At 46.2% G+C, this 15,160-nt stretch carries 13 protein-coding genes; 5 read left to right on the forward strand and 8 right to left on the reverse strand.

The features are described from left to right. Window positions 1–118: 118 nt before the first annotated feature. Together IQ263_RS07020 and IQ263_RS07025 are read right to left on the reverse strand one after the other, a co-directional pair. Entirely contained in the window at window positions 119–1,201 is a 1,083-nt protein-coding gene (locus IQ263_RS07020) for a class I fructose-bisphosphate aldolase (protein ID WP_194066798.1), read from the reverse strand. Then, window positions 1,198–1,425, reverse strand: coding sequence for a hypothetical protein (locus IQ263_RS07025; protein ID WP_194066799.1), 228 nt, complete (start codon window positions 1,423–1,425; stop codon window positions 1,198–1,200). Before IQ263_RS07025 ends, IQ263_RS07020 begins: the two co-directional genes overlap by 4 nt. 1 nt (window position 1,426) lies before the next feature. On the opposite strand from IQ263_RS07025, the gene IQ263_RS07030 reads away from it, so the two are divergent. Together IQ263_RS07030 and IQ263_RS07035 are read left to right on the forward strand one after the other, a co-directional pair. Next, window positions 1,427–4,045, forward strand: a complete 2,619-nt coding sequence (locus IQ263_RS07030; RefSeq protein ID WP_194066800.1) for a M1 family metallopeptidase — start codon at window positions 1,427–1,429, stop codon at window positions 4,043–4,045. A 360-nt stretch (window positions 4,046–4,405) separates the two neighbouring features. Continuing rightward, complete coding sequence (locus IQ263_RS07035) at window positions 4,406–4,882, forward strand: NUDIX hydrolase (protein WP_228049859.1); 477 nt, start codon at window positions 4,406–4,408, stop codon at window positions 4,880–4,882. Between the two features lie 249 nt (window positions 4,883–5,131). Here the strand turns inward: IQ263_RS07035 and cpcD are convergent, their stop codons facing one another. The 5 genes from cpcD to cpcB all read right to left on the reverse strand — a co-directional run bounded on the left by cpcD (window position 5,132) and on the right by cpcB (window position 8,791). Beyond that, window positions 5,132–5,431 (reverse strand): rod-capping linker protein CpcD, encoded by a 300-nt coding sequence (cpcD, locus tag IQ263_RS07040; protein ID WP_194066801.1) that lies wholly within the window; start codon window positions 5,429–5,431, stop codon window positions 5,132–5,134. 167 nt (window positions 5,432–5,598) lie between these two features. Further along, on the reverse strand, window positions 5,599–6,468 hold the full coding sequence (locus IQ263_RS07045) for a phycobilisome rod-core linker polypeptide (protein WP_194066802.1): 870 nt from the start codon (window positions 6,466–6,468) through the stop codon (window positions 5,599–5,601). Window positions 6,469–6,706: 238 nt separating this feature from the next. Beyond that, entirely contained in the window at window positions 6,707–7,522 is an 816-nt protein-coding gene (locus IQ263_RS07050) for a phycobilisome linker polypeptide (RefSeq protein ID WP_194066803.1), read from the reverse strand. A gap of 151 nt (window positions 7,523–7,673) precedes the next feature. Next, window positions 7,674–8,162, reverse strand: a complete 489-nt coding sequence (gene cpcA / locus IQ263_RS07055; protein WP_194061202.1) for a C-phycocyanin subunit alpha — start codon at window positions 8,160–8,162, stop codon at window positions 7,674–7,676. 110 nt (window positions 8,163–8,272) lie between these two features. Next, complete coding sequence (gene cpcB, locus IQ263_RS07060) at window positions 8,273–8,791, reverse strand: C-phycocyanin subunit beta (protein ID WP_193972088.1); 519 nt, start codon at window positions 8,789–8,791, stop codon at window positions 8,273–8,275. Between the two features lie 1,225 nt (window positions 8,792–10,016). On the opposite strand from cpcB, the gene IQ263_RS07065 reads away from it, so the two are divergent. Further along, window positions 10,017–12,842, forward strand: a complete 2,826-nt coding sequence (locus IQ263_RS07065; RefSeq protein ID WP_194066804.1) for a cation-translocating P-type ATPase — start codon at window positions 10,017–10,019, stop codon at window positions 12,840–12,842. 157 nt (window positions 12,843–12,999) lie between these two features. Here the strand turns inward: IQ263_RS07065 and IQ263_RS29750 are convergent, their stop codons facing one another. Then, complete coding sequence (locus IQ263_RS29750) at window positions 13,000–13,182, reverse strand: hypothetical protein (RefSeq protein ID WP_339384792.1); 183 nt, start codon at window positions 13,180–13,182, stop codon at window positions 13,000–13,002. Window positions 13,183–13,199: 17 nt separating this feature from the next. Here IQ263_RS29750 and IQ263_RS07070 point away from each other — a divergent pair, with 17 nt between their 5' ends. After that, window positions 13,200–14,432 (forward strand): DNA replication/repair protein RecF, encoded by a 1,233-nt coding sequence (locus IQ263_RS07070; RefSeq protein ID WP_194066805.1) that lies wholly within the window; start codon window positions 13,200–13,202, stop codon window positions 14,430–14,432. A 197-nt stretch (window positions 14,433–14,629) separates the two neighbouring features. Next, on the forward strand, window positions 14,630–15,028 hold the full coding sequence (gene psb27, locus IQ263_RS07075) for a photosystem II protein Psb27 (RefSeq protein WP_194066806.1): 399 nt from the start codon (window positions 14,630–14,632) through the stop codon (window positions 15,026–15,028). The last annotated feature ends 132 nt before the right edge of the window (window positions 15,029–15,160 follow it).

The following is a 15,160-nucleotide window of genomic DNA, read 5'->3' on the forward strand; positions in this document are numbered from 1 at the left end:
GCTACCGAATTTGATATCCTATCGTGTTCGATCTACGATCGCAACAAAAAGGGTCTGCACTACGAACCGGATAGCATCGGGTGCGCTGCACACCCTAATTTTAATAGGCTGTGAATGTTTAGGCGATCGCAATTTCGGACGACAAATAAACGTCTTGAATGGCGTGGAACAATTTTACGCCTTCTTCAAAGGGACGCTGAAAAGTTTTGCGGCCGGAAATTAAGCCGCAGCCGCCAGCGCGTTTGTTGATTACTGCGGTGCGAATGGCTTCGGCAAAATCGTTTTTTCCCGAAGCACCGCCGGAGTTGATTAAACCCATTCTTCCCGCATAACAGTTGAGCACTTGATAGCGTGTTAGATCGATCGGGTGATCCGTTGTCAAATCGGAATAAACGCGCTTGTCGGTTTTGCCGTAACTGTGGCCGCTGGCTTTAGCAACTGCTGCGTAGCCGTTGTTGCATTCGGGCAATTTTTGCTTGATGATGTCAGCTTGAATTGTCACTCCTAGGTGATTTGCTTGAGCTGTTAAATCCGCTGCTAAGTGATAATCTTTGTCTTGTTTGAAGATATCGTTGCGGAGGTAGCACCACAGAATTGTTGCCATTCCGTATTCGTGAGCTTGGGCAAAAGCTTGACTGACTTCTTGGATTTGTCGCGTCGATGCTGGGGAACCAAAATAAATTGTTGCTCCGACTGCAACTGCTCCTAAATTCCAAGCTTGTTCGACGGAAGCAAACATTATTTGGTCGGCTTGATTGGGATAAGTCAGTAGTTCGTTGTGATTTAGTTTGAGAATGAAAGGAATTTTGTGGGCGTATTTACGAGATACGCTGCCTAACACTCCTAGGGTGGTGGCGACAGCGTTGCAGCCTGCAGAAATTGCTAGTCTGATGATGTTTTCGCTGTCAAAATAAATGGGATTTGGTGCAAAAGAAGCGGCTGCTGAGTGTTCGATTCCTTGGTCTACTGGTAGGATGGATAAATAGCCGGTATTCGCCAAGCGTCCGCTAGAATAGAGTTGCTGGAGCGATCGCAAGACTTGCGGAGATCGATCGGTTTGAGCGAAAATGCGATCGACCCAATCCGGGCCTGGCAGGTGCAACAAATCTTTAGAAACTTTTGCTTGATGGGTGAGCAAGTCTTCGGCTTCGTCGCCCAGCAAAGATGCGATCGCACTGGGAACTGATACTGTAGCTGTCATGCTGATTGCCCTCTCAATTTCAATTTCAGGCTGATGATTGCAGATATTAGCCTTGCTGATATTGTAGCAAACAATTCATATTTTCGATCCAGGCAATTATCAGCCAAGTTTTTAATAAGATTAGAGACAACAGCAGCGGGACGCGCTACTCTAGAATAAGCTGGCAGTTTAGCTTTCCTCGCTGCTGCCTGCGATCGCCGATCGACACACAACTCTGCCATCATAATGTCACACACTTACTTTGATTCTGAAAACGGTCACAAATCCTTCGAGATGCCCGGTGCCAGACCCCACTACAACCCCGATCGCCCCGGACAAGTAGAGCATATTTTCCTCGATTTAGTGCTGGATATTCCCAAACAAAGTTTTCGCGGCACTTGCAGCATCCGCATCAATCCAGTCCGCAGCGGTATTGACAAATTAACCTTAGACGCTGTAAACCTGAACATTAAATCAGTCAAAATTGGCGAAACCGAACAAAATTTCGACAGCGACGGCGAAGTGCTGCAAATTCAACTGCACGAAGCAACAAAAGCATACGAACCAATTACAATCGCGATCGAATACTCGGTCGAAAAACCCCAGCGGGGTCTCTATTTTGTCGGGTCAGACAAACACTATCCCGACAAACCAACACAAGTTTGGACTCAAGGCGAAGACGAAGATTCCCGCTTCTGGTTTCCCTGTTTCGACTATCCCGGACAACTCGCAACTTCCGAAATTAGAGTACAAGTTCCGAAACAACTTTTTGCAATATCTAACGGCGAATTAATTAGCACAAAAAATGAGGGCGACGATAAGATTTATCACTGGTCGCAAACCCAGATCCACCCAACTTATTTAATGACCTTAGCTGTCGGAGATTTTGCCGAAATTAAAGACGAATGGAACGGCAAACCAGTTAATTATTACGTCGAAAAAGGCCGCGAAGCCGACGGTAAGCGTAGCATGGGCAAAACGCCCCAAATGATTGAGTTTTTCTCTAAAGCATTTGGCTATCCTTACCCTTTTCCTAAATATGCTCAAGTCTGCGTCGATGATTTCATCTTCGGCGGTATGGAAAATACTTCGACAACTTTGCTAACAGATAGGTGCTTGCTAGACGAACGCGCTAGCCTCGACAATCGCGGTACAGAAAGCTTAGTTGCTCACGAATTAGCTCACCAATGGTTCGGCGATTTAGTAGTAATTAAACACTGGTCTCATGCTTGGATCAAGGAAGGTATGGCTTCCTATTGTGAGGTGCTGTGGACTGACAAAGAATACGGCAAAGAAGATGCGGCTTATTATATGTTAGGTGAAGCCCGCAATTATTTAGCTGAAGACAGTTTTCGTTACCGCCGCCCGATTGTCACTCACGTTTACCGCGAAGCGATCGAATTGTACGATCGCCATTTGTACGAAAAAGGCGCTTGCGTGTATCACATGATTCACGCCGAGTTAGGCGACGAACTATTTTACAAAGCAATTCACACTTTTGTGCGGGATAACGCTCACAAAACTGTAGAAACGATCGATTTGCTAAGGGCGATCGAAAAGGCGACAGGCCGCAATCTAATGTTTTTGTTCGATCAGTACGTTTATCGCGGCGGTCATCCAGATTACAAAGTTGCTTATTCCTGGGACGGCGACAGCAAATTAGCCAAAGTGACTGTCACACAAACTCAGATCAAAGATAGCAAAAAGGACAACGGTAATAGCAAAGATGTCTTCGACCTAAAAATTCCGATCGGCTTCGGTTATAAGCCGGAAAAAGATGCAGACGAGGGAAGTGCTGCTAATATAAAAACTTTCACTGTTCGAGTGCACGAACGCGAGCAAAGTTTCTATTTCCCCCTAGAAGAGAAGCCTGCTTTTATTAGTTTTGATGTCGGAAATAAATACTTAAAAACCGTTGTTTTAGAGTATGGAGTTGCCGAATTAAAAGCTCAGTTGCAGTTTGACCCTGACCCGGTTTCCCGGATTTATGCAGCTAAAGCTTTGGCGAAAAAGGGAGGACTGGAAGCTGTGAAAGCGCTGTCAGAAGTTCTCAAAAAAGATCGGTTTTGGGGGGTGCGGGCTGAAGTAGCTACTCAGTTAGTTGAAATTAAACTAGACCAAGCTTTTGAAGGTTTAGCAAGTGGTTTGAAAGATAAAGATGCTAGGGTTCGCCGCGCTGTGGTGAATGCGCTGGGCCAAATCAAGACTCACGAAACTTATAAGGCGCTGAGGTCGATCGTCGAAAAAGGCGACGACAGCTATTATGTAGAAGCGGCCGCAGCTAGTGCTATGGGCTCGATCGCAGGGGCGAATCCCGACGAAAAACCGACGGACGAACAGGTACTCAAAGAGTTAAAATTGGTTTTGAAAGAGCGTCAGGGCTGGAATGAGGTTGTGCGATCGGGTGCTATTGCCGGTTTGGCGCAAATGAAAACTTCTGAAGATGCCCTGAATCTAATTTTGAAATATACAGCCATCGGTACTCCGCAAGCTTTGCGCTTGGCTGCAATTCGCTCTTTGGGGACAATTTCAACAGGTCAAACTAAGCTTAATTTAGAACGAATTTTGCACCGATTGGCAGAATTATCTAAGGAGACGTTTTTCTTGACTCAAGTATCGGTGGTAGTGGCTTTAGGACAGATGGAAACTCGCAAAGCAATTCGGATTTTGCGTTCTTTAGCTGACCAAACTCCCGACGGCCGCGTCCGTATGATGGCTGATGAAGCTGTGCAAAGAGTGCAGAAAAATGCTGGTTCCGATGCAGCGGTGAAGCAGTTGCGGGAGGAGTTAGACCAGGTGAAGAAGGAGAATCAAGATTTGAGGAGTCGGATGGAAAATCTGGAGGCTAAGGCGAAGAAAGATTAGAGGGAAAACCGCACACCGGCGCGGATAGAGGTCGATTTGGGCGATCGGCTTTTATCTGCGCGCGAGTATTACAATATTATTTTCTAGCTGGAGTGCATCTACATTTGCTAGTTTTAACAGAGGGAAAGCAAAATATGTCTGTTCTCTACTGTGCGGTTGTCTAAAATGGTGAATTATCTATAATCAGGCGTGCAGTTTTTATTGTTTAGGAACGAAAAGTTAATAACTTAAATATCTGCCACACTCCTCCTGGTAGCGAGCAGAGCGGACTTATGCACTGGCGGTCAGAAACTGGGTTTTTTTACGAAAAGACGCGCTGTATCCCGGATATTCGGTAAAACACGCGGTTTCTTTAGTCCTATGCCTCAGTCCTATATTAATCTAGTTGCAGCAGCTTTTGCACCCACAACTATTGCCAAAATTATGAGTATAACCGCTTTATTGGTAGAGCAATCGGGAGTAATTCCCTACCGCATTCAAGACGGAAAAATTGAAGTCATGCTGATTACTTCTTCAACCGGTAAGCGCTGGGTAATTCCCAAAGGGTTAATTGAACCTGATATGACTCCGCAAGATTCTGCAGCGAAGGAAGCTTGGGAAGAAGCAGGTTTGTTGGGTAAAGTGTTGCCGGATTTGTTGGGAACTTACAAATATCAAAAGTCCGGCCATACTTGTCATGTAGAAGTATTCTTGCTACCAGTGCAAACTATTCTGGAAAATTGGCCGGAAGCTAGCAAGAGAAAGCGGCAGTGGGTAAGTATTCCGAAAGCAATTAAGCGGGTGAATGAACCGGAACTTAAACTGATTCTTGCAGATTTACCGAATCAGTTCTGGTGATTGACATATATTATCTTAAATCCGCGTTAAAAAGCCCTCGATCAAAGTCGGCGATTGAAATAGACTGTTGGCGAATTCACGGGGGTTTTCCCTGAACTCTGGAGGGCAGGATTTCCGTTGGTTATTGGCAGTTAACTAGGTATGCGATCGATTAGACATTTAGTCCCTCACCACTAAAAATAGTGGTGAGAGGTAAAAATCTTTTGAGATGCGCCAGCAGTCTCTTTTAATCGTCCTTTTCAATCGCTCTTAATTATCATCTGAGGATGATTCATGGGACGATTCTGCAGACGATGATTCATGGGACGATTCTGCGATGGCACTTAGCGGCTGAATGCTTACAATCTTCCCGCCCATGCGAGTAATCCGCTGCATTTCTTGATTCATCCGATTGTACGGCACGGTGATAAATGTACTGCCGCTCGATCGAATCGAATAATCAATATTTTCCGTATCATCGCTTTGGCGCAAGCCCACAACTTCGTACCGAAAACAGCGACCTGCGGAAGCTGTATTGCCACTTTTTCCAGCTACAATTTGACCGAACATAAGCTTCTTGGTAATTGGTAATTCTGACTGTTGACTGTTGACTGTTGACTGTTAGCTGTTAGCTGTTAGCTGTTAGCTGTTAGCTGTTGACTGTTGACTAATGACTAATGACTAATGACTAATGACTACTGCCAACTGCCAACTGCCAACTGCCAACTGCCAACTGACTAAATTGGAGTAATGCTGGCGATTTTCGCGCCCATGCGTTGAAATTTCTGCATTTGCGAGGACAAATCATCAACAGGTACGATAAACGCCTTGCTGCTGCGGCGCACGCTGGGATAGCCGCCGGTGCGAATTCCTGAAACTTCCACGCGGAAAAGCCGCCCTTCTTTGCCGTAAGCTGCGCCGCCGCCGAAACCGGTGCCGGGAGTTACGTTTCTGGCAGAAGGCCGATATGCCCAACCTTCGTTACCGCCAGAAGGCCCAACTACTGCTGTAGCGCTGTTAGTACCGAGTTCAACTGCTAAGCGAGAGTTATTGCCTTCTAGTTGAGATGTATCGCTGTTTGCGTAGCCGCGATACAGGCGGAACATCCGGGTAAAACCGACGGTTTTTTGCCCGCGCTGCGTGTTAAAGCCGCGGTAGTAGGGGACGATATTTTCGCCGAAGTTCTCTTGATACTCTACTGAATCGATGTAAGAATCGATATCAGCATCGTAGCCTTGTGTTTGGTACAAATCTAAGTGGTAAACTACTTCAGATTCGTCGTAGGGAGCGCGACCGAGCAAGTGTTTGTAGTTTAGTTCGATCGTCCTAGTTTGAAAGCTGCTGTATAAAAACTTGGTTTTGTACAGTTCCGATTTTGCCACTGCGCGCACAAATTCTCGCACTGATAAACTGCCGTCTCGCAGGAGAGATTCAGCACTTTTGAGGCGCTCGGATTTCATCAAATAATCGTTGCCCAGCACCTGACGGTAAACGGCGCGAATTACTATTTCCAGGTCGTCTTTGGTGTAGTTAGGGCGCAATTCTACCTTCGGCACATCGCTCAATGCGGATGTTCCCAGCCTGGATGCTGCTGTCGTAATAGCCACCAGATTTTCTCCTAAATTAATAACAAAAATTCAAAGCTTCGTTGCACTTGAGATTGTTAGGACTAAGCCTAATATGTGTATTGGTAGGATGCACAGAAGTCGGGCGGGTTTTGCCACAATCAACTGCCGGTTGGCATATATTTTGGCTAAACCCACCCCTACAAGTATGATTTGTCCTACCTATTTACTTAGTCCTAAGTTGTTTCCTGACGCTTGCAAAAAAACGTCTTTACAAACTTTAAGCTGTGGTAATACTTACCACTTTGCCGCCACGTTTGTTGATTTGTTGCAAGCGACTTGAAAGCTGTTCGTAAGGTACGAGATATTCGGTAGTAGTCCGCCGCACTTGGGGCGAAAACTTAGCCGCACCTTGCATTGCGGTGACTCGATAGAGTTTACCGCGATCGCCACCGGCCGCACCAGCTAGAGATTGTCCGCTAGAGGCTGTGTATATCGGCGATGCCGTATTTCTCGCGACTTCCCAAGTTAACCGCGCTTGGGTTTGGTTTTGCGAGCGATCGCTATTTGCGTAGCCGCGGTACAGTTGAAACATCCGGTTAAAACCGACGGTTTTTTGATTTCTTTGAGTCGAGAAACCGCGATAGTAAGGCACTATACTTTCGCCAAAATTTTCTTGATATTCAACGGAGTCAATATAAGAATTGATTTCAGCTTCGTAGCCTTCGGCATTGTACAAATCAACGTGGAAAGCAATTTCCGACTCGTCGTAAGGAGCGCGGCCCAACAAATGTTTGTAGTTTAGTTCGATCAACCGCGTTTGCGAGTTCGGGTAGAAAAACTTTTTCCGATAAATTTCGGACTGAGCAATTGACCGCACAAAATCTTTAACTGAAATCTGTCCTTGCATCAGCAGAGATTCAGCGCTGGTAACTCGCTCGCTGGACATTAAATACTCGTTGCCGAAAACTTGCCTGTAAGCTGCGCGAATTACTGCTTTCGCATCATCTTGCGTCCAGTGGGGGCGAAGTTCTACCTGTCCCGCTTCTTCAAATGCTTTTATTCCCAATCTTTCGGCTGCACCTAATCCCGCCATCTTTAGCTTCTCCCTTTTTTGGTTTAAAAACTGAAAACTTCTTAAAAAAAAGTATTTGGAAAACTAGGCTAAGATCGCAGATGCCCGGAATCGTAAACAACCGCTAACACTTTAGCTAACAGCAGCTTACAATTCCGGGCATCACGCAAATCTAGCTCAGGGCGTTGATTGCGTAGTCGAGGTAGGAATTAGCTTCCACTGCGGGGTCGCCGCTCAGGCCGTGGTTGCCTTTGATGTACTTGAGAGCTTCAACGTACCAGCTAGGGGACAATTCAAATGTCCGGTTGATTTCGTCGATGCCTGCAATCAGGTACTCATCCATTGGGCCTGTGCCACCTGCAACTAAGCAGTAGGTCACCATCCGCAAGTAGTAGCCGATGTCGCGAGCGCACTTGGCTTTACCGGTTGGGGTAGAAGCGTAGTTAGGGCCTTGCATTTGTTGTGTGTACGGGAATTTGTTGTACACTGCTTGGGCTGCACCGTCGATCAAGCGCTGAGAGTTGGATGTCAGAGCTTTGGCTGCTTCTAAGCTAGCGGTTGCTTGGCGGAAACGACCGAAAGCTGTTTGGATTTCGGTGCTGCTCAAGAAACGGCCTTGAGAATCTGCTGCTGTGACTGCTTCAGTCAATGGGGTCTTCATAGTGTTGCTTTCTCCCTAGTGTTTGCGGTTTTTTCTACGAATGCGATTTGTAAAAGCCCGATCGATATATCGAATCGTTGCTTTACAGATTGGGTTGCAATGGCTGGGGTTTAGCCTACTGCGGAAGCGGCGCGATCGAAGTAGCTGCCGACTTCAGACATCAGGGAGTTGCAATCTCCACGAGTTACACCGTTTGGATCGTTAGCGATCGCCAAAGCGGCTTCTTTCATTTTTTGAACGCCAGTTGCTACGGAAGCGCCGGGAGTTCCCAATGCCAAGTAGGTTTCGCGAAGGCCGTTCAAGCAACGGTCATCGAGGACGCTGGCGTCGCCTGCGAAAATCGCGTAGGTGACATAGCGCAAGATGATTTCCATGTCGCGCAAGCAAGCTGCCATGCGGCGGCTGGTGTAAGCGTTGCCGCCGGGAGCGATCAACTGAGGCTGCTCAGCAAACAAAGAGCGAGCTGCATTAGCAACAATGCTGGAAGCGTTGCTGGTGATGCGGTTGACTGTATCCATGCGCTTGTTGCTTTCTGCAACCATTTGGCTCAAGGCATCAAGTTGGCCGGTGGCCAAAAATTCGCCGCGAGCGTCTGCTTGGGAAACCACTTTTGTAAATGCGTCAAACATGAAAGAACTCTCCTACTTGAGTTAATTGAGTTTGGTTGCGGTATAAAACCGTTAAGTTAAATTTGTTCAGGCCGTTAAACCTGGAAGGGTTGAAGGTTGACGCCGGCTACTGTGCCGATCGGCTCCTTCTCTCCTTTTCCGCTACCTGTACTATTGTGACATTACAGCGGACATTTAAGAAACCTTAGAAAATTTTACACCTTTTATGAGATGCGACAAACCTTGTTAATCAGTGTTTTTGTTAACTTGCGTCTGTCGTTTCAACCTTCTTATGACATTTATACAATGCTCTCTGGCATTTGTTTATTACAAATTATTACAACAGCTTATCCCTCTGAGAAGGTAAATTGATGTTGAGCAACTCCGGGCTAATCTCCCTCCTAAGATAGATGCGAATTTACATACATAGCTCCTGGGTTTGGTTCGATTGCCCTGATTTTTACCGTGGGGCAGCACAAAATTGTCCCGCATCCCGATCGCCATTGTGCGCTTTGCCCCGAAAAAGCCTATTATTAAGAAAAGTTAAGAAAATTAAAGTTTTGCGAAAACAAGGCGGGGGAATAGGGAAAACAGCCAAAAAAGTGCCAAATCCAAGATCCACTCAGAATTGGGTGGTTGACATACTCCCCGCCGTAGAAAGGACGGAGATTGTTGACGGTTCATCGCAACCTGAGCGACTGTTGTCGTCTGACTGTCGCTCCCCGTCCGTTTCAAGTCTCCCTAGGCCCGATGGCGACTACAACAATGCAAAGAATTTGATTGTTGCAGTTATTTAGATCACAAGTTTTGGGAAAGCCTTAGAACGACAGGGCTTTAAACCCAATTTTTTGGTAAGGTAGATGAGTGCTATCAGCGTTGACATACTCCCCGCCGTAGAAAGGAGGGGGATTCTTGACGGTTCATCGCAACCTGAGCGACCATTGTCGTCTGACTGTCGCTCCCCGTCCGTTTCAAGTCTCCCCATGCCCGATGGCGACTACAATCAAATAATTTGATTGTTGAAGTTATTAGAGCACAAGTTTTGGGAAAGCCGTCGTAGAACGACGGGGCTTTAAAGCCAATTTTTGGGTAAATATACCAACAGATCGAGAGAGCCTGAGATAGACCAGAGATAGAGAAGTGTCTAGCTTCCTGCTTCTTATCTCGAACCAATACCTATGCAGTATCGATCGACTGTAACTGTCCGGCCGCAACCACCTTTATGCCCCACGCTCGATCGTAATTTATGTCTTCTTTAAATTCTCCCTCTTCTTGGCACACCGTAGCAATTGACAAAACCCTCCAGCAGCTAAACAGCAACAAAGACGCTGGCTTGAGCAGCCAACAGGTGTCAGAACGCTTGCAGCAATACGGCCCCAACGAACTCGAAGAAACAGGAGGCCGCAGTCCGTGGTCGATTTTTGTCGATCAGTTCACCAACATCATGTTGTTGATGCTGATGGGTGTGGCCGTGATTTCTGGATTCTTAGACATCAAGTCGGATAACTTTCCCAAAGATGCGATCGCCATTTTTGCGATCGTCATACTCAACGGCATTCTCGGCTATTTCCAAGAACAAAGTGCTGAAAAAGCCCTCGCAGCCCTCAAAAACCTCGCTTCCCCCCTAGTCAGAGTCCTGCGGAACGGCAAAACTTTGGAAATAGCAGCCAAAGAACTCGTACCCGGAGACGTGATGCTGTTAGAGGCTGGGGTAAAAATAGCAGCAGATGGCAGGTTGATCGAAGCATCAAATCTGCAAGTCAGAGAATCTGCTTTGACGGGAGAAGCAATGGCAGTTACCAAGCAAGCTGAGCTAGAACTTCCCGAAGATGCTTCCTTGGGCGATCGGCTAAACCTAATTTTTCAGGGCACAGAAGTTGTTCAAGGGCGCGCCAAGGCGATCGTCACCAACACCGGAATGCAGACTGAACTGGGTAAAATTGCCGCCATGCTTCAGTCAGTAGAAAGCGAACCAACTCCCCTGCAACAGCGGATGGGACAGTTGGGAAACGTTCTAGTCTCCGGTGCCCTCGGCTTAGTCGCAGTTGTCGTCATCGGCGGCATGATTACCTTCAACAACGGTAGTATCGGGTTCGATACCAGCAGGTTTGAAGATTTGTTGGAAGTTTCTCTCAGCATGGCTGTGGCTGTAGTTCCCGAAGGACTCGCAGCAGTCGTGACAGTTACTTTGGCACTCGGAACTAGGCGGATGGTGAAGCGGAACGCCCTGATTCGCAAACTTCCTGCTGTAGAAACTTTGGGTTCGGTGACTACCATTTGTTCCGACAAAACAGGTACTCTGACTCAAAATAAAATGGTCGTTCAGCGAGTGTCTACGGGCGACTGTACGATCGGCATTGGAGGCGACGGCTATGCCCCGATCGGAGATTTTACCGATCGCCATACCTCGACCCAAATTAATAATTTAGAAGAATATCCAGAACTCGAATCTTTATTAATTGCCTGTGCCGTTTGCAACGACGCAGTATTGCAGCACGAAGAGCAAGAATGGAAGATTTTGGGCGACCCCACAGAAGGATCTCTGCTGTCTTTAGCGGGAAAAGCAGGCATTTATAAAGAAAAACAGTGTCAATTGCTGCAGCGCGCGGCCGAATTTCCTTTTTCTTCCGAACGCAAGCGGATGAGCGTGATTTGCCAAGTACCTGGTCGATCGGGACATTCGGGATTTCCAGCCGAAAACGGACAGCAGGCGAATTATTTGATGTTTACCAAAGGTTCTCCAGAGTTGACTTTGGAGCGCTGTAAAGGCATCATAATCGGCGATCGAGTACAACCTTTAAATCAGGAAATGCGCGATCGCATCCTCGCCGAAAACAACAACATGGCAAGCGAGGGTTTGCGAGTCCTCGGATTTGCCTACAAAATTTGGGAAAACCTGCCGCCCGAAGATTCTGACGAAACCAGCGAACAAGACATGATTTGGCTGGGACTCGTCAGTATGCTAGACGCCCCGCGCCCGGAAGTGCGCGAAGCTGTGGCGAAGTGCCGCGATGCAGGGATTCGGGTGGTGATGATTACAGGAGACCACCAGTTGACAGCAAAGGCAATTGCTAGTGATTTAGGTATTGCACAAAAGGGCGATCGAGTTCTCACCGGTCAAGAATTAGAAAAACTCAGCCGAGAAGAACTCAAACAGCAAGTCGAACACATTAGCGTTTACGCCCGCGTTTCCCCCGAACACAAATTGCGAATAGTCCAAGCTTTGCAAAGTTGGGGCAAATTTGTCGCCATGACAGGCGACGGCGTTAACGACGCACCCGCATTGAAACAAGCCGATATCGGCATCGCAATGGGAATTACCGGCACCGATGTCAGCAAAGAAGCTAGCGATATGGTGCTGCTAGACGACAACTTCGCCACTATTGTCGCCGCCGCTGAAGAAGGGCGAGTTGTTTATACCAACATTCGCCGCTTTATCAAGTACATTTTGGGTAGCAACATCGGCGAAGTTTTGACAATTGCGGCCGCACCATTAATTGGTTTGGGAGGAGTGCCGCTGACCCCGCTGCAAATTTTGTGGATGAACTTAGTCACAGACGGCGTTCCCGCTTTAGCTTTGGCCGTGGAACCGGCCGAACCGAACGTGATGAACAAGCCTCCTTTCAGCCCGCGAGAAAGTATTTTTGCGCGGGGTTTGGGTTCTTACATAATTCGGATCGGGATTATTTTTGCAATTTTGACGATCGGCATGATGAAATGGGCTTATGACTATACTCACGCTCCCGGACACGGCAATCCAGAGGCTTGGAAAACAATGGTATTTACAACTCTTTGTTTGGCGCAAATGGGTCACGCGATCGCCATTCGCTCTAACACTAGGCTAACTATCGAGTTAAATCCCTTCACTAACATCTTTGTTTGGGGAGCTGTAATTGTTACTACTGCTTTGCAATTAATGCTGATTTACGTTCCACCGCTGAGAGAATTTTTCGGCACTCACTATTTATCGCCCTTTGAATTGATGGTTTGCTTCGGTTTCAGCGCCCTAATGTTTGTCTGGATTGAAATGGAAAAACTGTTCGTGCGCTTGTACAACAAAACTCGTAAATAGTGTTAACGGCTGACGGATAATGAGCGATGTTTCATTATTCGTTAGACCCTTCACATTTGGCGCGAGTCTAAACACTATACATTGCGAACACAACGCTCCGCAAAAAAGCAATTGAAGAAATTCGCCCTTGAATAGGTAAGGTGCTCTTCGGCGCACCCTACGATAACTGTATTACCCATAACCAATAACCAATAACTAATAACCAATAACCAATAACTAATAACCAATAACCAATAACCAATAACCAATAACCAATAACCAATAACCAATAACTAATAACTAATAACCAATAACCAATAACTAATAACCAATAACCAATAACCAATAACCAATAACCAATAACTAATAACTAATATTATGTATTTGAAAACGCTGCACCTACGGCAGTTTCGGAACTACTTCGATCAAAAGGTAACGTTTGACGCTCCCAAAACCATTTTATTAGGAAATAACGCTCAAGGAAAATCTAACTTGTTAGAAGCTGTAGAGTTGCTTTCCACCTTAAAAAGCCACAGAGTATCGCGCGATCGCGATTTAATCCTCGACTCCAAGCCGATCGCCCAAATTGATGCTACGCTAGAACGTCAAACCGGAGCGATCGACCTATCTTTAACACTGCGATCGGGAGCGCGCCGCAGCCTGAAGCTCAACGGCGAACCGCTGCGCCGCCATTTAGACTTTTTGAGCGTCTTAAATGTAGTACAATTTTCCTGTTTGGATTTGGACTTAGTGCGCGGCGGGCCCGAAGGAAGGCGCAATTGGATCGATCGGCTAGTTATCCAACTAGAGCCGATTTACGCTCACATTTTGCAGCAGTACAACCAAATTTTGCGCCAGCGCAACGCTCTGTTAAAACGTTCTAAAGCAATCAGACAAGCCGAATTTTCCGAAAATTTTGACAAAAACCGATTTCTGCAACTCGAAAATCCCGAACCGGAAAATATTCAATACTCGCCAATTCCCAACTCCCAATCCCCCATTTCCACTTCAGAATTAGCCTTGTGGGATGCACAGTTAGCGACAGCGGGCGCTCGCGTGATCCGCAGGCGCGATCGAATTTTGGAGCGTTTGATGCCATTAGCTCGCAATTGGCACCGTTCAATTAGCGGTTCAGCAGAAGTTTTAGATGTGAAATACGATGCTAATATTGAAGTAAGCTCAGAATTAATTGGTAAAGACAATCTCGAAGGAGTGCGGCAAGCATTTTTAGAAAAAATTCAAAAAAGGGCGATCGCAGAACAGTTTCAAGGAACCACATTAGTCGGCCCCCATCGCGACGACATTATATTTACAATTAACAATACGCCAGCTCGTCAATACGCATCCCAAGGCCAGCAGCGAACTCTCGTATTAGCATTAAAATTAGCCGAATTGCAGCTTATTGAAGAAGTCGTAGGCGAAGCACCTTTACTATTGCTAGACGACGTACTTGCAGAACTCGATTTAAACCGCCAAAATCAACTTTTAGAAACAATTCAAGAACGATTTCAAACTCTAATTACTACGACTCACTTAGGCGCTTTCGACAGTCAGTGGCTGCGACAAACCCAAATTCTCTCCGTTGCTTCCGGACAAATCGATCGATTTTAGATTTTAGATTGATTGACGGATTGATTTTAAATTGGAGATTCATAAATCAATCCCTGTGAGATTGACAAATTTTACTTTTCATGGTATTACTGCAATAAATAATAAAAATTTGACATTATTTGACATTATTAGCTCAATTCGAGATACGATAAAGGTTAAATTTGATTGCCGCTTTCGCTTCCTTTTTTCTAACCCTTATGAAGCATTACATTTCCCGTCTGTTAGCCCTCGTATTAGTTGTTGTCATCGGTGTAGCTGGCTGTACCAATGTTCCCGCCACTCTGAGTGGAGACTACAGCAAAGACACATTAGCATTAGTCAGCAGCTTGAGAACAGCGCTCACTTTACCAGAGGGCACACCGGAAAAAGCAGCCGCTCAAGCTGGTGCTCGCACAAGTATCAACGATTTTTTTGCTGCATACCGCCGCGATCCCGCTCTTGCCAAGCTGACATCTTTCACGACAATGCGGACGGCCTTAAACTCTTTAGCAGGACATTATAGTTCCTATCCAAATCGTCCAGTTCCTGAAAAGTTGAAAAATCGTTTAGAGATTGAATTTCAGCAAGTAGAATCTGCTCTCAATAGAGGGGCTTAATTTCAAAATTTAAGGATAAAAGATCAATTTTAATAATTCATCTTTCATCCTTAACATTTGATTGTTAACAATTTTTAGTAAAAATATCAACTGTTTTTAGCGCCGACTTTACCCAGGCGTTTTTTTTGCTGG

Origin of the sequence: Tychonema sp. LEGE 06208, assembly GCF_015207505.1 — a bacterium.
GTDB lineage: Bacteria > Cyanobacteriota > Cyanobacteriia > Cyanobacteriales > Microcoleaceae > Microcoleus.